The organism is Streptomyces sp. NPDC032161 (genome assembly GCF_040636995.1).
In the GTDB taxonomy this organism is placed as follows: Bacteria; Actinomycetota; Actinomycetes; order Streptomycetales; family Streptomycetaceae; genus Streptomyces.
The window spans coordinates 218,870-237,051 of the sequence record NZ_JBEZVN010000003.1; the positions used below are offsets into that span (position 1 = coordinate 218,870).

The following is an 18,182-nucleotide window of genomic DNA, read 5'->3' on the forward strand; positions in this document are numbered from 1 at the left end:
GGCCCGCCGCGCACAGCCGGACCCTCCCCCGCCCGCCAGGAGGCGGCTCCCCGCAGGCACGGGGCTACGTTTGACAGGGGGGGCTAATGACGTTAGCTTTTTGGTTATAGACATTAGCTCCTGTGGAGGACGGCATGACTGAATTCCTGAAGACCGGCGACGGACAGATCGCGTACGACGTGACGGGCGAGGGCCAGCTGATCGTGCTCGCCCATGGCATGGGTGACAACAGGGCGGCCTACCGCGAGGTGGCCGCACGTCTCGCCGACGCCGGATTCCGCGTCGCCAACACCGACCTGCGCGGACACGGCGAGTCCAGCACCGGCTGGACCTCCTACACCCGCACCGATGTGGCGGCCGACCTGCTCGCTCTCGTCCGGCACCTGGGCGGCCCCGCCGTCGTCGTGGGCCACTCGTTCGCCGGTGGCGCCGCCACCATCGCGGCGGCGCGGGAGCCCGAACTGGTCAGCGCCATCGTCGAGATCAGCCCGTTCACCCGCGCGCAGAAGATCGACCTGGGTGCTCTGGTGTCCCATGCCCGCTACCGCAAGGGCATGGCGCTGCTCATGGGTACCGGGCTCCTGCGCAACGTCGGGCTGTGGAAGCGCTACCTCGACCATGCCTGCCCGGGCCTCCGGCCCGCCGGCTTCGCCGACCATGTCGCCGCGCTCGACGCCGACCTGCGCAGGCCGGGCCGGATGGCGGTCGTCAGCAGAATGGGGATGTCCGCTCCCACGGACGCGGGTGCGGTGCTCGCCGGCATCCGGTGCCCCGCTCTGGTCATCGGCGGCACGCTCGACCCCGACTGGGCCGACCCCCGGGCCGAGGGCGAAGGCATCGTGGCGGAAATGCCCACGGGACTCGGTCGCCTCGAAATGATCGAGGGCGCGGGCCACTACGCCCACGTCCAGTTCCCCGCCGAAGTCGCCGCGGCCGTCCTGGCCTTCCTCGAGGTCGGCGTCCGTGGCTAGGGCCGCGCTCTCCGCGGACGCGGTGGTCGATGTCGCGCTACGGATCATCGACGAGGGCTCTCCCACCGCCCTGACCCTGTCGGCGGTCGCCGGCCGGGCGGGTGTGGCCACCCCGTCTCTCTACAAGCACGTACGCAACCTCGCCGAGCTGCGTGACCTCCTGTCGGCACGCATCATCAACGAGATCGCCGACCAGGTCGGCGAAGCCGTGCTCGGACGCTCCGCCGACGAGGCGATCCGCGCACTCATGTCGGCATGGCGCGACTACGCGTCGGCGCACCCGCACCGGTACGCGGCACTCGTCCAGAGCCCCGAGCCACGGACCGCCGAGGCCGGCGCACGACTGATCAGGATCGTGCTGGCCACCCTGCGGGCCTACGGCATGGAGGACTCCGCGGCGATCCACGCGGCCCGATGCCTGCGCGCCGTCGTCCACGGCTTCGCGACCCTGGAGAGCGAAGGCGCGTTCGGGCTTCCCGAGAAACTGGACGAGAGCTACGACCTGCTGATCCACATGGTCATCACGGGCCTGCGCTCGCCTCGTTGACCCCTTCGGCCTCAATCGTCGCGGCCGCGGGCGGGCCCCGGCCTTTCTCGACGCCGACGCCGACGGCGTCCCATCGGGGTCACGTCGGGACGGCCGGTCGCCGGGAGACACGAGATTTCCCGGGTAGAGCTCTGTTCGGCGGGGAGAACACCTCAGGGGCACGCGCGGCGCAGGCCGCCTGGTGCGAGGTCCGACAGGGGAGACCATGGCTCGTGGGACGGGTGGGAGACGGTGAACGGGCGGCGGTGGCCACGCCGGTTCGGTGCGGGGGCGCGCGTCGCCGGGAAGGCCGCGGTCGGGGTGGCCGTGACGACGCTGGCGGTGTTGTTCACCGTTCTCGGGTACGGGTTCGTCCGTGGAGGACTCGACGGGCTGGACGACGCCTCCGCGGTCGCCGCGCGTGGGCGGTCGGTCGACGGGGTCGTCCTGGCCACGGACAAGGTGGTCGAGCCCCAGGGGGGCCGCGCCAAGAGGATCGAGATTCGTTTCACCACGGCCGACGGGACGTCCTATCGGTTCTGGGAAGGCGGCGACGCGGACGTCGGCGACACGGTCCGCGTCCACTACGAGCCGGGACGTCCCGAGACGGCGAGCACCCACTCCGTGACGAGCGACAGGGTGGGGTACGGCATGCTGACCCTGGTCGGGCTCGCGCTCGTGATCCTCATGCCGCTGCTGGTGTTCATGCTCGGCCGGGAAGGGCTTCGCGCCATGAGGCGGGCGGTGCGCGAACGGTCGTCGACGGGCTGACGCTGGCGTCTCGAACCCGTCTGATCTGCGGTTCTTGTCTTGGTGCGGGTGCCCTGCGTGCGCGGGTGAAGCTCGCAACCCTCCTCGACAACCATGTCGTTGGAGCGCTACCGCGCTCCGGCCAAGGCCTCGCCGGCCGGACGGGCCTACGCGGTCCTCGCGCCACTTGAGAACCCCGAGGCCCGACGGGCCGACCTCAAGGCACCATGCGCACCTGCCTCGCGCACGACGGAACCGGCGCGACGCGGCAGCGTCTGCGCCGCTGAGCTCCCGCCGACCGGTTCTGTGGTGCGCGCCCCGCAAGGGTTCGAGCGCGCACCACAGCCGGGCCTGCCCGGGCGACGGCGCGTAAACCGGGCGGGGCTCCGCAGGCGGCCGGAGTGGTCCGGTCCGCTCGGCCGGCTTCATACGGCGAGCGCGGTGATCCGCTTCCAGACATCGGGGCGGCGTCCAGGCCGTTCGCGGCGGCGGCCTCTCTCGTGCGCAGCGCACGGTCGCCCGGAACGAGGACGGGACGGGCGCGACTGCGACCACGGATCCGCGTGGATGGTCGACGAGCACCCCAGGAGGTCGACTTCGAAGCCCTGGAGACCCCCTTCGACGGCGACCTCGTCGAGCGGATCACCGAAACCCTCCGACGCCATGACCCGGAGGCCGAGGTCCTGCCCCACCTGCTTCCCGCCGTAGCGGACAACAAGCTCCTGTCCCGGCTGGGCATCCGGGGATTCTGCTTCGCCCCCTTGAGGCTTCCCGCGGACCTCGCCCGTGCGGCCTCGCGCGGCCGGACGCCGACCGACCGCGGGTCCTGTCCGCCCGGGGCCCGTGCGGGTGACCGCGAGCGGTGCCGTCGGACGGTCCACGAAGGCGGCCGTACGAAGGCCGGCCGTCGGCCCGCCCCCGCGAGAGCGCGTATCGGTGGGATGACCGATGCGCGGGGGGCGGGCGCGCGGTCATAGTCCTCGGGAGACCGTTCGCGGGCAGCCGTGGTGCGCCCGTTCTTCGAAAGGACCTTCTGTGGGCACGTATGCGGATCTGGTGTTTCTCGGCGGGCGGGTGGTCACGGTCGATGCGGAGTTCTCCGTCGCCTCGGCCCTGGCGGTGACCGGTGGGATCATCACCGCCGTCGGTGGGCGGGACGACGTCGCCCCGCTCGTCGGACCCGGCACCCGCGTCGTCGACCTCCGGGGGGCGACGCTGCTTCCCGGCATCAACGATTCCCATCTGCACGCGTGCGCCTTCGGCATGGCGACGCCCCCGCTCTCGCTCGACCTCGGCCATCCCGCCGTGTCCTCGCTCGCGGACGTGGCCGGGGCGGTGCGGGAGGCCGTCGGGCGGGTTCCGGGCGGGCAGTGGATCACGGGGCACGGCTGGGACACCGGTTACCTCGACGAGTGCGTCGCCGATCCGTCGCGGCTGCCCTCGCGGCACGACCTCGACGCCGTGAGCCCGGACCACCCGGTCGTCCTGTACTCCTTCTCCGGGCACGCCACCTGGGTCAACTCCAAGGCTCTGGAGCTCATCGGGATCGACCGGCACACCGTCGCACCGCCCGGCGGGACCATCGTCGTGGACGAGTCCGGGGAGCCGACCGGGCTGCTCCACGAGGGGGCCCAGGCCCTCGTCCAGAACGCGCTGCCGCCGCTCAGCCGGCAGGAGCGGACCGACGCGATCAGGTCGGCCCTCGCCACGCTGGCCCGGCTCGGCGTGACCAGCTTCACCGAGCCCGGGCTCGGCCCCGGCGGCGACGGCATCATGCGGGGCGCGCTCGGCACGGAGACCCTCGACGTCTACCACCGGCTGCTGGCCGGCGGCGAACTGACGGCCCGCGTCGGCGTCCTGCTCCTGCCCACCGGAATGGCGAGCACCGCCGAGGAGTTCGCCCGCTCGCTCACCGCTCTCGGCGAGTCCGGCGACACCGATCCGCGCCGCTTCGCGACCCACGGGGTCAAGGTCTTCGCCGACGGCGTCGTCCCCAACAAGACGGCCTGGATGCACGAACCGTACGTCGGCGGTGGCTGTGGCTCCCTGTGCGTCGGCGGCGAGACCGACGGCGAACGGATCGCCGAGATCGGCACCATGATCCGGCACGCCCACGCCGCCGGACACCAGTTGGGCGTCCACGTCACCGGTGACCGGGCGATAGACACGGTCGCGGACGCCTTCGCGGCGGCCATGGCCGAGCACCCGCGGCCCGACGCCCGCCACTACGTCATCCACGGCGACTTCCTCACCGCGCACAGCATGAAGGTACTGGCCGCGCACGGCTTCGGCGTCAACATGAACCCCACCATCAAGTGGACCGTCGCCGACATGGAGGAGGAGTTCGTCGGCACCGAACGGGCCGCGTACGCATGGCCGTACCGCGATGCCATCGACGCCGGGGTGCGGGTCGCGAGCGGGTCCGACGCCCCCGTCACGTACCCGGACTGGCGCCAGGGCGTCGCCACCATGGTGCTGCGCGAGTCGAAGGCCGGGGGCCGGGTCAGCGGCCCCGAGCAGCGCATCGCCCTGGCCGAGGCGATCCGTACATACACCATCGACGCGGCCTGGCAGGACTTCGCCGACGACTGGAAGGGTTCCCTGGAGCCGGGCAAGGTCGCCGACCTCTGCGTGCTCGACGGGGACCTGCTCACCGCCGACCCGCACGACATTCCGGAGATGCCCGTCGTCCTCACCGTCGTGGACGGGCAGGTCGTGCACGACACCCTTCGCGATTGACGTATTCCGGGCGCTTGATCATCCTTGGAGGATGGCAGCGGAGCGGAGCACGGCGGACATCCTGGACGCGGCGGTGCAGGTCCGTGAGGCCGCCAGGAGCGGCGCGACCGGCGTCGGCACGGTCCTGGCGGCGCTGTCGGAGGTGATGGAGTACGACCACGCCTCCCTCGCCCGGTGGGATCCGCTGCGGCGGCGCCACACCACCCTGGCCGGGAGCTACCCGGACGACGCCACGGCCTACATCGAGTCCCGCCTCCACCACGACCCGGTGTTCCCCGTGCTCCGCAGCCCGGCCCGGGGCGGTCTCTGGCTCAGGGACGTGCCCCGGCAACTCCTGGCGACGTCCCCGGGCTTCCGGGAGGTGCTGTGTCCCCTCGGCATCGAGGACGGCGTGGCCCAGTGCCTGTTCGCCGCCGACGGCCGGTACGTCGGCATGCTGAACGTCAGCACCCGCCGGCCGCGCCGCACGCCCGATCCGGCCCGCGCCGTGATCACCCTGCTCACCGAGGCCCTCGCCGCGGCCGTCGACCCCCGCGCGGGCCTGCCGCCCGAGGAGGTCGCCGCGTTCGCCCCCGAGGCGGACACGCGACACCCGGACACGGGGCGGCCCGGCGGGCTCTCGCCCCGGGAGCTCCAGGTGCTGGCCGAACTGACCGCCGGCCGCACCAACCGGGAGATCGCCGAGCGGCTGTACGTCACGCCGCGGACCGTGGGGACCCACATCGAGCACATCCTCGCCAAGCTCGGCCTCCCCAACCGCGCGGCCGCCGCCGCCCGAGCCGCCGCCTGGGGAATCGGGCCCTCCCGCTGACGCGGGTGCGCGCACGCCGCCGACGGCGGCGAACCACGAACCCCTCCGAGGACCGGGTACGCCGGCCGGTCTGCCGCGGGCGCCCCGGTACGGTGCCGAACCGGGTCCGGGATCCGCTCAGTTGTGGGCGAGCGGGCGTTCGTCCTGTGGGGCCGTCAGGCGGCGTTCGAGAGGGGTGAGCACTGGCCTGACCAGGGCGGTGGCCAGGCCGAGGACGGCGGCGAGGCAGAGCCAGGCGAAGGGGCCGTGGCCGACCACGAGGCCGGTGACGACCAAGGGGCCGAAGATCGACTCGGCGGTGATGCCGAGGAAGAAGATGGACAGATAGGTGGGGCGCTGGTCCTGGGGGGCGTAGCGGTAGGAGACCTCCCAGGAGCCGGCCGACTGCCACAGCTCGCCCAGACTCAGCAGCACGATCGCCGCGAACAGCAGGGCGATCGCCGTCCAGCGGTCGGTGTGCTGGGTGAGGCCCATCGCCAGGCAGCAGCCGGCCAGGGACAGTCCGCCGTAGCGCAGTGCCCGGACCGACCCGGAGAAGGCGGTGGCGCGCCGGGCGAAGTGCACCTGGAGGACGACCGCCATGACGGTGTTGGTCAGGGTCAGCAGCGGGACGAGTCCGTCGGGGGCGCGGCTGGCCTGTACGACGCTGAGCGGGATGCCCACGGAGAGCAGGGTGCTGTGCAGGACGAGCACGCCGTTGAGGCCGGTCATGGAGAGGTAGCGGAAATCCCGGAAGTGGGCGAGGAGTCCGATCCTGCTCCCGGTCCGCTCGACCCGGGGCGCGGCCGGGAGGGTCAGTCGCATCACCACCACCGCGGCCAGGGCGAACGACAGGGCGTTGCCGAGGACGATGGACCGGTAGGCCCAGGGCGAGTGGGCGGCGAGCAGCGGGACGACGCTCAGGGCGCCGAGGGAGAAGCCGAGGTTGCGGGTCGAGCGGACCACGGCCATCGTCCGGACCCGCTCCTTCTCCCCGGTGGCGGCTCCGATGACGGCCTGGGTCATCGGTCCGGTGGCGCTCTGCGCGACGGCCAGGTAGGCGCTGAGCGCGAGGAACCAGGGGAACGAGGTGCAGAAAGCCAGGGCGATCAGTCCGGCGCCGCGGGCCAGTTGCAGCAGGACGAGCAGCCGCTTGGCGCCTATCCGCTGGCCGAGCAGGCCCATCGGTACGGTGGACAGGAAGCCGACCGTCATGCCGAGGGTGAGGCCCAGCCCTACCTGTGTGCTGGTGAGACCGACCACCCGTACGAAGAAGATCGCCGAGCCCGCGAGGTAGAGACCCGTCCCTGAGGCGTCGACGAACGCGCTCAGCGCGAAGATCCGGCCGGCCCGGGTCTCGGGGACGTAGGCGCGCAGCCAGTTCACCGCCTCACCCCGGCCGGTGGGTCTCGATGGTGAGCGCGGCCCGGGCGCGCTCGGCCGCCCCGACGGCCGCGGGGCCGTCCGCGCCGGTGGCGATGACGTGTCCGGGCCGCTTCCAGGAGCTGGTGACGGTTTCGACCGTGTCGCCGCCGCGCACGCGGACCAGCACCTCGCGCACCCCGTCGACCGCGCCCGCACGCTCCGCTCCGCGGACCTCGCGCACCTCGCCGGGCTCCGCCGACAGGTAGCGGATGGCGGCCCCGCGCACGGCGGGCGGCGCGGGATCGGCGTGACGTCCTTCGAGGACCGCGAGGAAGCCGCGCAGCAGGCTCCAGTCGTAGGCCATCTCGACCAGTTCGACGATGTAGTCGCCGGGGAGCCGGGCCGCGCACTCGACGAGGTGCGGCACGCCGTCGACGACGATCCACTCGCCGTGGAGGACGCCTGTGGAGAACTTCGCCGCCTCGACCAGCGCGCGCATACCGGCCGCCAGCCGTGCGGCCACCTCGTCGCTCTCCTGTCCGGGGACGACGTGACCCATCTCGACCGGGTGCCGGCCGGGCAGGACGTCCTTCGTGGTGCTGTTGAAGAAGGTGATCTCCCCGTCCCGCACCAGGACTTCGGCGCTGACCTCGGGACCCCGCAACAGTCGCTCGGCCAGGTAGCGCGAGCCGCCGGACTCGCCCGGCCGGAACATCTGCTCCTCGGCGCCCGCGGTCAGCGCCCACGCGGTCGCGGTGTCCGCGTCCGGCGGCAGGATCTGTACTCCCACGCTGGCCTGACGGTTCGTCGGTTTGAGAACGCAGCTGCCGTCGCCGCCCGCGCGGAACTCGGCGACCTCCTCGGGGCCGGTCACCACACGCCATTCGGGCTGGGCGATGCCGGCCGTGCCCGCGGTGCGGCGCAGCAGGGCCTTGTCCCGGAAGACCGGGGCCGCGTCCGGGCCGGCGCCCGGCAGTCCCCAGGCGGCGGCGAGTGCGGCGGCGGCCACCACTCCGTAGTCGCCGGCGGGGACCACGGCGCGGATCCGCGCGGGCCGGGGGATCTCGGAGACGAGCCGGGCCGCGTTGGCCTCGTCCTGGGTGGGGGCGGCGATGACGTCGGCGAGACAGCGCACCGCGCCGATCCGTTCGCGGACGCCTCTGGCCTCGATGACCTCCGGTGTCTCGATCACCGCGACACTGCGTTCCGGCAGAAGGCCGTCGAGGTCGGCGAGGAGGTCGGCGCTGTAGCCGACGAGGAGGTACTGAATGTCGTCGAATCCCTGATCCGCGGCGGGGGCCATCCCACCCACACTCCTGCCCATGCGTGGTTCTCATCCATATGCGTCCCGGCACCGTAACAGGTCCCGACCGCGCCTGACACGCCGCCTATTCGCCGCCTGACGTGCCGTTAACAGAGATGTACTCACGGGAACGCATAGCGGCCTCGCGGACATGGTCTCATTCCTGCCATTCAGCACGGCAATTCGGCCAGTCATCAAGTCGCTTTCCGGACGAAGGAGCGTGCCGTCGCACCCACGTCCCACAGACCCGGGATTCCGGCACACACTGCTCTGAACTGGGCGGATGCCCCGTCGGGTCCGGCCCGTCCGAGGCGGGGGACGGCGCCGACGGAATGGCCGGGAATCATCACCTGGCCGACCCGTCGAATTCCCGAGAAGGCGAACCACTCTTGCACGGGGGGCGGGATCATATGGCATCCTTCCTTCGGTCCGGCAAAAGATCCGATCAGGCATCACGGCTTTCGGTGGCACCGGAAGCAATGTGAACGTCACCGTGGAAAGCCTGGTCGCGAGCCGCCCCATTCCCTTCCCTGTTTCAGAGCAGACCTTCCGATATCCATGCCCAGTGGAAATGTGAGGACGATGCTCAAGCGAACCGCTGACCTACGGCACTCCTACGAGCCCTTCACCTGGCATCTCGCCACGGAACTGCTGACCGTGGAGCAGCTGCGTGATCTGGAACGAGAACGGCCGGCCGCGGACACCGGCCGACGCGCGGTGGTCGAAGGAACCCGCCGCGAGAAGCAGTACCGGATGAACGTGCTGACCCTGGTGGACGACAACGTCCGCACCTCGGCCGCCGACAGCCTGTCCCCTTCCTGGAAGGCGCTCCTCGACGACCTGGAGAGCGACTGGTTCCTCGACTGGCTGAGCCGGGCCACCGACATCGACCTGCGTGGCCTGCCGTCCGAGATCGGCGTCTACACCTACACCAAGGGCGACTACATCTCGCTGCACAAGGACAAGCCGACCAAGGCCCTGACGGCCATCCTCTACCTCAACGAGCAGTGGCCCGCCGATGGCGGCGGGAACTTCGAGGTCCGCGGCTCGGGCCGGTCGGCGGACACCCCGGTGGAGTCCGTGCCGCCCCTCGGCGGGCAGCTCCTGGCGTTCCCGCCGAGCGACACGTCGTGGCACGCGGTGTCGAAGATCGACACGGACGAGGTCACCCGGCTCACCGTGCAACTGGAGTTCTGGCTGCGGGAGAGCTGACCCGATGCGACAGGGCTGCAGGCGAGGAGGGCAGACATGACGCCGGATCCCGGCGGTCGGCCGGAGACCGGGAACGTGTTCGTGACGGGAGGGCGTCCGCTCGGCGGCCGGGTCTCCGTCCCCGGAAACAAGCATGGCATGGTGCTCGGCTTCGCCGCCGCCGTGGCGCTGGGCGCCGAGCTCACCCTCAAGAACGCCCCACGGCTGACCGAACGCCGGGCACTCGGCGCGGCGGTCACCGGGCTCGGCGGTTCGGTGAGCGGCACCGGCACGCGGCTGCGGATCGACGGCCGGATCAGCGGAACGGAGTTGCCTCCGGCCAGCACCCGGGCGATCCACGGCTCGCTGTACCTGCTGCCGGCGGTACTGGCACAGCGGGGCCAGGTCGAGTTCCACGGCTCGGGCGGGGACGGGCTGGGCCGCTTCGAATGGGGACTGGCCCGTCCGCTCAAGCACATGCTGGAGGTGATGGAGAGCTTCGGGGCTCGCTGGGAGTGGCGGGACGGCCTGCTGCGCATCACGGCGTCGCGGCTGCGGCCCGCCACCGTGGACATCCTGCGCTGGTCGGACGACGACCGGCGGCCCGCCGGACCGCATGTGTCCGGGGCCACGAAGACGGCGCTGCTGATGGCGGCGGCCGCGCCCGGCACCAGCCTGATCCACAATCCGCACGAGAAGGAGGCACAGCACGAACTGGCCAGCATGCTGCGGCGGTTCGGCGTGGAGGTCGAACAGCGCGACGCGAGCTGGCTGGTGCGTGGCGGCACCGCGGGCCCGTCCGCCGAGTACGACCTGATGTCCGATCCCGCCGAGGTGGTGACCTGGGCGTCCTTCGCCGCCATGACGGGCTCCACGCTGACCCTCGACTGCGGCGAGACCTCACGGACCCACGCGGCGCTCCACCGCGAGCTGAGGTTCCTCAAACTGCTCGGTATGGAACCGGAGTTCGGTACCGAGATCATCACCGTACGGCCGGCGAACGGCCCGTACGACGGCGCCGAGCTGGTGGCGGAGTCGACGGGGATCTCCACCGACAGCACGCCACTGCTCGCGATGCTGCTGCTGCGGGCGACCGGTACCTCGACGGTGGAGGACCGGGTGTGGCCGGGACGGTTCGGTTACGCGGAGCATTTGCGGCGCATGGGCGCCCGGATGGAGGTGGTGGGGCACCGCCTGCTCGTGGCGCCCTCCACCCTGCACCCGGCGCGGGAGCCGCTCGCGCCCGAGGACACCCGCGCCGCCGCGGTGTGCCTGGGAGCGGCGCTCGCCGCACCCGGCGACACCGTGGTGGGTGGTCTGGCCCATCTGGACCGGGGCTACCAGGAGTTGGTGCCCCGGCTGGTGGGGCTGGGCGCGCGGATCGAGCTCCCGGCCGGCTCCGCGGGGTGACCGCCGGGACCGTCTCAGCCGACCAGAGCCCTGCGCAGGGCGTCAACCGTACGGGAGGTCGCACCATGCGCCCGGAGGAAGCCCTCGGCGCTGCCGTGGCGCTCGACGACCGTGGTCAGCAGCGCGCCGACGGCGGACGTGCCCACGGCCAGCCGGCGCCCGAACTCGTCCTCGGTGACGTTCCTTCTGCGGGCGTACACCGCACTCGCCGCCGGGCAGGCGCCGAGGGCGGAGCGGGCGGCGCGGTCGGCGTCGAGGATTTCCCGCTCGGGCAGTCCGACCAGGCTCAGCAGCAGCGCCACCGCGACGCCGGTGCGGTCCTTGCCGAGGGAGCAGCCCACCACGGTGCTCCTCGGCAGCCGTTCGGCGACCGCGGTGGCGACGGCGGCCAGCTCCGCGGCGCAGTGTTCGGACATGTTCCGGTACAGCGTGGCGTAGTCGGCCGTGGTCGGCCGGCCGGCGAGCAGGTCCGCCGCGCCCGGGACGTCGATCGGGATCCGGGTCAGCCGTCCGTCCGGGGCGAGCGCGGGCCGCTCCCGCTCGGGGCTGCTGCGCAGGTCGACGGCCCACCAGTCGGCGGCGGGCGCGGCGCCGTGGGCGGGGCAGGACCCCAGCAGCGTCCATCCCGTCCTCAGCAGCAGACCGCGGCGCAGCCCGGCGACCGCGTCCGCGACGTCGAAGAAGTGACCGGACGTGAGGGGAGAAATGCTGTGAAGGTTCTCGTTGTCTGGCCGCCGCAGGTGCCCAGCTATTTCAATGCCGGACATCATCTGACCGTCTTCAATGTTGCCACTCATCTGCGCTCCGTATTCCCGTCGGCCGACGTGAAGGCCGTCGATGCGGCAGCTCTGAATGTCACCTGGAAGTCGATGGGCGATCTCCTGATGGAGCAGCCGGATATCTTGGCGGTGGCCAACGACTTTGATTCGACCGGAAGTCTGGAACGTATCACACACTATGCCCGGACGCTGGCACCCGAAGTCCGGATAGTGACTTTCGGACGACTCAGTGCGCATCTCCCTGAATTCTTCCGGAGATTCGACCTGGACGCCGTCGTCGGCCCCGGCGACCCGGAGTCCGCCATCGCGGACCTGGTCCGCGCCCAACTGGCCGGGGAGCCGCTGCCGGACACGGTCTGGCGCCGGGAGGGCGGCGACTGGCGCCCGCCGGACCGCACTCCGCGCCTGCTGCGGGACGACGAACTCCCGCTGCCGGACGTGACGGAGATTCCCTACGAGGCGTACGACCTGCTCTACGCCGACGACACCGCGCGGTTCTGCGGAATTCCCAAGCGTCGGGAACTGGTCGTCCCGGTTGCCCGTGGCTGCCCGGTGAACTGCGCGTTCTGCGAAATACCCGGCAGGGAGGGCAAGGCCGAGCGGCGGGTTCCCATTCCCCGGATCATCTCGTACATCTCCGAAATGGCCGGCACCATGCCGTTCGAGTATGTGTCGATGTACGCCCCGACCTTCACCCTCCGCAAGCGATGGGTGCATGAATTCTGTGACGCGTACGAGGCGTCGGGGATCGGCATTCCGTGGAAGTGCACCACCACCCTGCACCACCTCGACGAGGAACTGATCCGGCGCATGGGAGCGGCCGGCTGCATCCGGATCAGTGTGGGCCTCGAAACGCTGGAGCCGGCCGGTCACGCCGCCCTGCCCCGGGCCAAGCACGTCGCCGAGCAGCGCTTCCGGGAGACCGCGGACGCCTGCCGCGCCGCGGGCATCGAACTCAACTGCTTCGTCATCCTGGGGCTGCCGGGCACCTCGTTCGCCGGCGTCGCCCGCACGATCGAGGCGGTCCGCGAGATCGGCGGCCGGGTGCGGCCCACGATCTACACCGACTTCGACGACATGCGCGCCGACATGGACGAGCCGAGCGTCGCCTCCTTCAACCGCCAGCTGTTCCGGCCGGGCGAGGAGCCCGAGGACGCCGAGCGGTACTACCGCGTCCTGTTCGACCCCGACGCACCGGTCACCGCCGTGCACGAGGTCATACCCCGGCGGAGCCGGTCATGACCGACTGGCTGCGGGAGCACTTCACCGCGTCCGACGCCGGAGTCCGGCCGCACTGGCGGCGGAGCACCACGTCGCGGGTGAACCTGTCCAACAACGAGATGTGCCACCCCGCCGTGGCCCGGTTGCTCACGGAGGCGGTCGCCGGGCTGCGGCCCGAGGACTGGATCTCGTACCCGGACTACGCGGTGGCACGGGACCGCTTCGCCGGGCTCCTCGGAGTGCCGGCCGCCGGTCTGCTGTTCACCGCCGGTTCCGACCAGGCGTACCGGGCGGTGCTGCACGCCTTCGCCGCGCCGGGCCGGGTACTGCTGACCCAGCGGCCCAACTACGGCCAGATCTTCCCGTACGCGGCCCTGACGGGGTTCGCCGTGGAGTGCGTCGACTACCGGCCCGGCGAAGGGTTCTCGCCGGCGGAGTTCCTGGCCGCGGTACGACGGCTCCCTCCGGGTTCCCTGGTCGCGGTCTCCAATCCGAACGGTCCCACCGGAGCGTGGTGGGCGGCCGAGGAGGTGGCGGCGCTGGCCGATGCCTGTGCCGCGCACCGTCACATGCTGATCATCGACGAGGCGTACGCCGCGTACGCGCCGGAGCGGGTGTTCACCCGGGTGTCCGGGTGGCCGCAGGTGATCGTGGTGCGGTCGTTCAGCAAGGAGTACGGCCTGGCCGGGACGCGCCTGGCCGTGTGCGCCTGCGGGAGCCCGGAGGTCGCGGACCACATCCAGCGTTGGAACGTCACGAACCCGGTGAGCGGCCCCGCCCTGCGGGTGGGACTCGAACTCGCCTCTCGAACCGAGGAGTTCACCCGAATCCACGCGGAGCTGAACGCCTCGCGGGAGCGGCTCGCAACCGAGCTGCCGCGGCTCGTGGGCGGCAGTTCCGAGCGGTCCCGGGGAAACTTCGTGCCGGTGCGGTGCACGACCCCGGAGGCGGCGGCCGAGTGCGTGGCCGGGCTCGCCGCGCGCGGGTACGCGGTACGCCATCTGGCCAGGTTCGGACTCCCCCACCACCTGCGGGTCTCCACCGCCGACAAGGAGACCACGGACGGACTGCTGGACGCCCTCGGCGCGTTCGTCCGGGGCCGCGAACAGCGGGCGGGGGCGCCATGACGGTCCCCGCCCGGCGGCCGCCCGGGGGCCTGTCGTCGACCGCCCTGGCCACCGCCCGCCGGGTGCTGGTCATCGGCTGCCCCGGCGCGGGGAAGACCACGTTCGCCGTGCGTCTGGCCGCGCTGACCGGCCTCCCCGTCGTCCATCTCGACGACCTGTACTTCGGGCCGGACTGGTCGGCGACGCCGCCGGAGGAATGGCGTGCGGAGGTGCGGCGGCTGAGTGCCGGGCAGGAATGGGTCGTCGACGGCAACCACGCCGCCACGCTGCCGGAGCGGCTGGCCCGGGCCGAGGCGGTGGTGCTGATCGACCGGGCCCCGGTGCTGTGCCTCGCCGCGTATCTGCGCCGGCTGCTGCGCCACGCCCGAGCGGCCGAGGACCGGCTCCCCCACTACATGCGGCTGGGTGCGGGACGCCGCCGGGTCGCCGACCGCCCGGTGTCCTTCGCCCGCTTCATCCTGGCCTTCCGTCGCCGGACGCTGCCCGGCATCACGGCGTGCCTCGACGCCCGCGGCGACGTCCCGGTCGTCGTCCTGCGCAGCCGCGCCGATGCCGAGGCCGTCCTCACGGACCTCGGACGAGGTCTCCCCACAGACCGCACCGGAGAAGGGAGTGGCAGGTGTTGAGCCTTTCCGCGTTCGAGAACGCGAAGATGCAGGACGATCCGTACCGTTGGGGCACGGTGACCGAGAGCTTCGACTCGCCGCGGACCGCCCTGGCGGTCGCGCGGGAATTCCCGCTCGCGCACCTCCGGTTGAGGACGGCGCGAGCGGGGGCGGAGAAGGAGTACCGCATGCTGTCGGCGCCGCTGGTCGACCAGGGCCGGGAGCTGCCCCTCACCCGCCGGTTGACCCCGGCCTGGCGCGGGCTGGTGGACGAGCTGCGGACACCGGGCTTCACCGTGGCGGTGTCCCGGGCGGCGGGCGTGGAGCTCGCCGACGCCACGCTGGAGATCCGCGCCTCCTGCTACACGGAGGGGTGCTTCCTGGGCCCGCACACCGACCGCTCCGACAAGCTGGTCTCCCTGATCCTCTATCTGTCGACGCACTGGTCGGCGGCCGACGGCGGCGAGCTGAGCATCCTGTGCTCCAGCGACCCGGACGACGAGAACACCCGGGTGGAGCCGCATCTGGGGACGGCGGCCGTGCTGGTCCGCTCCGACCGGTCGTGGCACCAGGTGCTGCCCGTACGCAGGCCGGTACAGCGGCGCAGCCTCCTCGTGCACTACTGGGCATGACGGGAGGGCCGGTGCACCAGCCGTTGGAACGCCTCGGCCAGCCGGTCCAGGACCACCGCGATGTGCGGGAGGCGCAGCGGGTCGTCGGCCCGCAGCGCCGCCCAGCGCTCCTCGTCGGTCTCCCCGGACAGCAGACTGGTGGCGATCCGGAACCGGAGGGCTTCGGGGGCGTCGCCGAAGTGGTGGCCGGCGAGCACCGCCACACCGTGTTTCTCCAGCAGATGGTCCTGGAGGGCGCCGCCGTCGCGTACCCCGCGCGCGGCCAGGACCGCCCGTGCCGGTTCGAAGTCGGGGTAGAGGTAGAAGCCGCCGCCCGGTGCCCGGCAGTGCGCGCCGGCGTCCGTCACGATGCGGTGCACCGCCGCGGTGACGGTGGCGTGCAGCCGTGCGCTGTCGCGGAGGTGACGGACGATCACCGGCGGTTCGGCGAAGACTCCGGCGGCCACTTCCTGCATGGGCCCCGGCATGGTGGACCAGACTTCGCTGGCCACCGCCAGGACGTCGTCCCGCAGCCGGTCGCCGACGGCACCGGCCGGGAAGCGGGCGGCGCCGATCCGCCAGCCGCCCAGTGCCAGGCTCTTGCTGAGTCCGGTCGTCACGACGGTGCGGTCCGGCAGGATCTCGGCGGGGCTGAGGAACGGCTCCTGCGGGCGGTGCGGCAGGTCCCGGTAGATCTCGTCGGAGACGATCAGCAGGTCCTCCCGTTCGGCCACCGCGCACACCCGCCGCACCAGTTCCGGCGGGGCGAGCGTGCCGGTCGGATTGTCCGGGAGGGTCAGCACGAGCAGCCGTGGAGCGCTGCCGGCGCGACGGGCGGCGCGCAGAGTCTCGGCGAGCAGGTCGGGGTCCGGCACCCCGCCGTGCTCCCCGGGGATGGCGACCGGCCGGACGCGGCGGCCGAACAGCCGGGCCTGGGGGGCGTAGGTGACCCAGGACGGGTCGGGGAGCACCACGTCCCCGTCGATCACCGCGGTCAGCGCCATCAGCAGCGGCTTGCTGCCGGGCGCGAGGACGATCCGGTCCGGGTCCGTCGGCAGGCCGCGCCGGGTGAAGTAGCCGGCGACCGCGGCCCGTGCGTCCTCCGCACCGGCCACCGCGTCGTAGCCGCGGCGGTCGGTGCCCGCGACGAGCAGGTCGCGGACCTCGGCGGGGAGCGGGAGCCGCGACTCCCCGAAGCCGAGGTGGACGACGGCGGTGCCGGCGGCCCGGAGCCGGGCCACCTTCTCGTCGAGTGCCAGGTTCGGCGCGATCCGGAACCGGGAGGTCATCACAGGCTCCTCCGGGAGTGGGTGGCGGTGTCCGGGAGCAGGGCGCGGGCGAGGTCGGGCGGGGTGTCGTCGGTCAGGCAAAGCTCGTCCAGCCAGGCCGCGGTGGCCGAGTGCCGGGCCCGGAACGGCCGCCCGACCAGCGCGGGGTCGCGCGCCTGCAGCAGCCGGAGCCGGAAGGCGCGGCCGTCATGAGCCTCCTCCACGCCGTCCACGACGACCTTGCCCGCGGTCGTGGACATCACCGGGCCGCGGACCGTGCGGGCGAGCCCCGGCAGCCGCCGGTAGGCGTCCTGGTAGATCCGCACGGCGCGGTCGACGGGGACCCGGAAGTACTCGTGCGGTCCGGTGTCCCGCGACATCAGCAGGTAGTACGGCACCGTCCCGGCCGCGAGTTCGGCGCGCCAGAGCTTCTCCCACGCCGCGGCTTCGTCGTTGACGTGGGCCATCAGCGGGGCCTGGCAGTAGATCACCGCGCCGGTGTCGCGGATCCGGGACAGCGCGCGCCGGGCGATGTCCGGGCGGATCTCGACCTCGTGGCTGAAGTGCGCCATCACCGCGAGCGTCCGGCCGCCGGCCACCACCCGTTCGAAGAAGGCGAGGGCCTCGTCCGCGTCGTCGTCGGTCACGAAGCGCTGCGGCCAGTAGGCGACGGACTTGGTGCCGATGCGGATCGTGCGGACGCTCTCGACGTCCAGGAAGGGCTCCAGGTGCTGTCGCAGCCGGGCGCTGGACATCACCATCGGGTCCCCGCCGGTCACCAGCACATCGGTGATGTCGGGGTGCCTGCGCAGGTACGCCACCGCCCGGCTCGGGTCCGCCGCCGCGAAACGGAGTTCCTGGTCGCCCACGAACTGGGCCCACCGAAAGCAGTAGGTGCAATAGGCGTGGCAGGTCTGACCGCTGGACGGGAAGTAGAGCAGGGTTTCCCGGTATTTGTGCTGCACACCGGGAATCGGCCCGAGCGAATCCTGCGGAACATTCAGGTCCTGCTGCTGGGCCGGGTGCGGGTTCAGTCGTGTCCGAATATCGCGCACGACCTCGGCGATACGTTTCCGATCCCCCGTGCCGGATATCTCTGCAAGGGTTTTCTCGTCGGATTCGGAAAGCATCCCACGCTGCGGGAAAACCAGCTGGAACATCGGGTCGACGTCGAGGTTCTTCCAATCGATGAGCTGCGACAGCACATAGTCGTTCACTCGGAAGGGAAGCACCAGGGAGAGCAGCCGAACGGTTTCTTCTACCTCGCGCGGAATCCCGAACCTACGGGCTATCACGGAAATCTTGCGCGGACCATGGGCGGAAAATCTGGTACCGCCCTGCATATCACCCGAAGTGCGAATCGACTCGAATAAGGACATTACATCCCCTTGATGGAACGGGCGCTACGGGAAACGGGTTCCAGCGATCGACCGGACCCGGCCGGACAGGGCGTCGAATTTACCAGAGTTCGAGTTGCGCGTAAAGAATGACAGATGACGCAAGGATTACGGAAGACGGCGGAAGGA

General features: G+C 71.8%; 17 protein-coding genes. 12 read left to right on the top strand and 5 right to left on the bottom strand.

Translation table 11 applies throughout. The features are described from left to right. Nucleotides 1–134 precede the first annotated feature (134 nt). From AB0E67_RS11335 to AB0E67_RS11360, 6 genes are all read left to right on the top strand, one after another. Nucleotides 135–971 (top strand): alpha/beta hydrolase, encoded by an 837-nt coding sequence (locus AB0E67_RS11335; protein WP_362024108.1) that lies wholly within the window; start codon nt 135–137, stop codon nt 969–971. Continuing rightward, nucleotides 964–1,518 (top strand): WHG domain-containing protein, encoded by a 555-nt coding sequence (locus AB0E67_RS11340; RefSeq protein ID WP_362024110.1) that lies wholly within the window; start codon nt 964–966, stop codon nt 1,516–1,518. Before AB0E67_RS11335 ends, AB0E67_RS11340 begins: the two co-directional genes overlap by 8 nt. 306 nt (nt 1,519–1,824) lie before the next feature. After that, nucleotides 1,825–2,268 carry a DUF3592 domain-containing protein gene (locus tag AB0E67_RS11345; protein ID WP_362024112.1) on the top strand — a complete coding sequence of 148 codons (444 nt, stop codon included), beginning with the start codon at nt 1,825–1,827 and terminating at the stop codon, nt 2,266–2,268. Between the two features lie 542 nt (nt 2,269–2,810). Continuing rightward, nucleotides 2,811–3,224, top strand: a complete 414-nt coding sequence (locus AB0E67_RS11350) for a hypothetical protein (RefSeq protein WP_362024115.1) — start codon at nt 2,811–2,813, stop codon at nt 3,222–3,224. 58 nt (nt 3,225–3,282) lie between these two features. Then, nucleotides 3,283–4,986 carry an amidohydrolase gene (locus tag AB0E67_RS11355; protein ID WP_362024118.1) on the top strand — a complete coding sequence of 568 codons (1,704 nt, stop codon included), beginning with the start codon at nt 3,283–3,285 and terminating at the stop codon, nt 4,984–4,986. 31 nt (nt 4,987–5,017) lie between these two features. Continuing rightward, on the top strand, nt 5,018–5,797 hold the full coding sequence (locus AB0E67_RS11360) for a LuxR C-terminal-related transcriptional regulator (RefSeq protein ID WP_362024121.1): 780 nt from the start codon (nt 5,018–5,020) through the stop codon (nt 5,795–5,797). A gap of 117 nt (nt 5,798–5,914) precedes the next feature. On the opposite strand, the gene AB0E67_RS11365 is transcribed toward AB0E67_RS11360, so the two are convergent. Both AB0E67_RS11365 and AB0E67_RS11370 read right to left on the bottom strand, forming a co-directional pair. Beyond that, complete coding sequence (locus AB0E67_RS11365; protein ID WP_362024123.1) at nt 5,915–7,162, bottom strand: MFS transporter; 1,248 nt, start codon at nt 7,160–7,162, stop codon at nt 5,915–5,917. A gap of 4 nt (nt 7,163–7,166) precedes the next feature. Beyond that, complete coding sequence (locus AB0E67_RS11370; protein WP_362024126.1) at nt 7,167–8,444, bottom strand: ATP-grasp domain-containing protein; 1,278 nt, start codon at nt 8,442–8,444, stop codon at nt 7,167–7,169. A 582-nt stretch (nt 8,445–9,026) separates the two neighbouring features. On the opposite strand from AB0E67_RS11370, the gene AB0E67_RS11375 reads away from it, so the two are divergent. Together AB0E67_RS11375 and AB0E67_RS11380 are read left to right on the top strand one after the other, a co-directional pair. After that, nucleotides 9,027–9,656 (top strand): 2OG-Fe(II) oxygenase, encoded by a 630-nt coding sequence (locus AB0E67_RS11375; RefSeq protein ID WP_362024129.1) that lies wholly within the window; start codon nt 9,027–9,029, stop codon nt 9,654–9,656. Nucleotides 9,657–9,692: 36 nt separating this feature from the next. After that, on the top strand, nt 9,693–11,045 hold the full coding sequence (locus tag AB0E67_RS11380) for a hypothetical protein (protein WP_362024132.1): 1,353 nt from the start codon (nt 9,693–9,695) through the stop codon (nt 11,043–11,045). A gap of 14 nt (nt 11,046–11,059) precedes the next feature. On the opposite strand, the gene AB0E67_RS11385 is transcribed toward AB0E67_RS11380, so the two are convergent. Beyond that, nucleotides 11,060–11,842, bottom strand: a complete 783-nt coding sequence (locus tag AB0E67_RS11385; protein WP_362024134.1) for a tyrosine-protein phosphatase — start codon at nt 11,840–11,842, stop codon at nt 11,060–11,062. Nucleotides 11,843–12,034: 192 nt separating this feature from the next. On the opposite strand from AB0E67_RS11385, the gene AB0E67_RS11390 reads away from it, so the two are divergent. Genes AB0E67_RS11390 through AB0E67_RS11405 form a run of 4 tightly spaced genes read left to right on the top strand, consistent with a single transcriptional unit; the run spans nt 12,035 to nt 15,409 of the window. Then, nucleotides 12,035–13,066 carry a radical SAM protein gene (locus tag AB0E67_RS11390; RefSeq protein ID WP_362024137.1) on the top strand — a complete coding sequence of 344 codons (1,032 nt, stop codon included), beginning with the start codon at nt 12,035–12,037 and terminating at the stop codon, nt 13,064–13,066. Next, nucleotides 13,063–14,172: an aminotransferase class I/II-fold pyridoxal phosphate-dependent enzyme gene (locus tag AB0E67_RS11395; protein ID WP_362024140.1), complete on the top strand. Its 1,110-nt coding sequence runs from the start codon at nt 13,063–13,065 to the stop codon at nt 14,170–14,172. The genes AB0E67_RS11390 and AB0E67_RS11395 overlap by 4 nt, the downstream gene beginning before the upstream one ends. Next, entirely contained in the window at nt 14,169–14,798 is a 630-nt protein-coding gene (locus AB0E67_RS11400; RefSeq protein ID WP_362024143.1) for a hypothetical protein, read from the top strand. Before AB0E67_RS11395 ends, AB0E67_RS11400 begins: the two co-directional genes overlap by 4 nt. Beyond that, nucleotides 14,792–15,409, top strand: coding sequence for a 2OG-Fe(II) oxygenase (locus AB0E67_RS11405; protein WP_362024146.1), 618 nt, complete (start codon nt 14,792–14,794; stop codon nt 15,407–15,409). Before AB0E67_RS11400 ends, AB0E67_RS11405 begins: the two co-directional genes overlap by 7 nt. On the opposite strand, the gene AB0E67_RS11410 is transcribed toward AB0E67_RS11405, so the two are convergent. Both AB0E67_RS11410 and AB0E67_RS11415 read right to left on the bottom strand, forming a co-directional pair. Beyond that, nucleotides 15,397–16,677, bottom strand: coding sequence for a pyridoxal phosphate-dependent aminotransferase (locus tag AB0E67_RS11410; RefSeq protein ID WP_362024149.1), 1,281 nt, complete (start codon nt 16,675–16,677; stop codon nt 15,397–15,399). The two genes, AB0E67_RS11405 and AB0E67_RS11410, sit on opposite strands and share 13 nt — an antisense overlap. Continuing rightward, on the bottom strand, nt 16,677–18,035 hold the full coding sequence (locus tag AB0E67_RS11415; protein ID WP_362024152.1) for a lysine 2,3-aminomutase: 1,359 nt from the start codon (nt 18,033–18,035) through the stop codon (nt 16,677–16,679). The genes AB0E67_RS11410 and AB0E67_RS11415 overlap by 1 nt, the downstream gene beginning before the upstream one ends. Nucleotides 18,036–18,182: the final 147 nt, after the last annotated feature.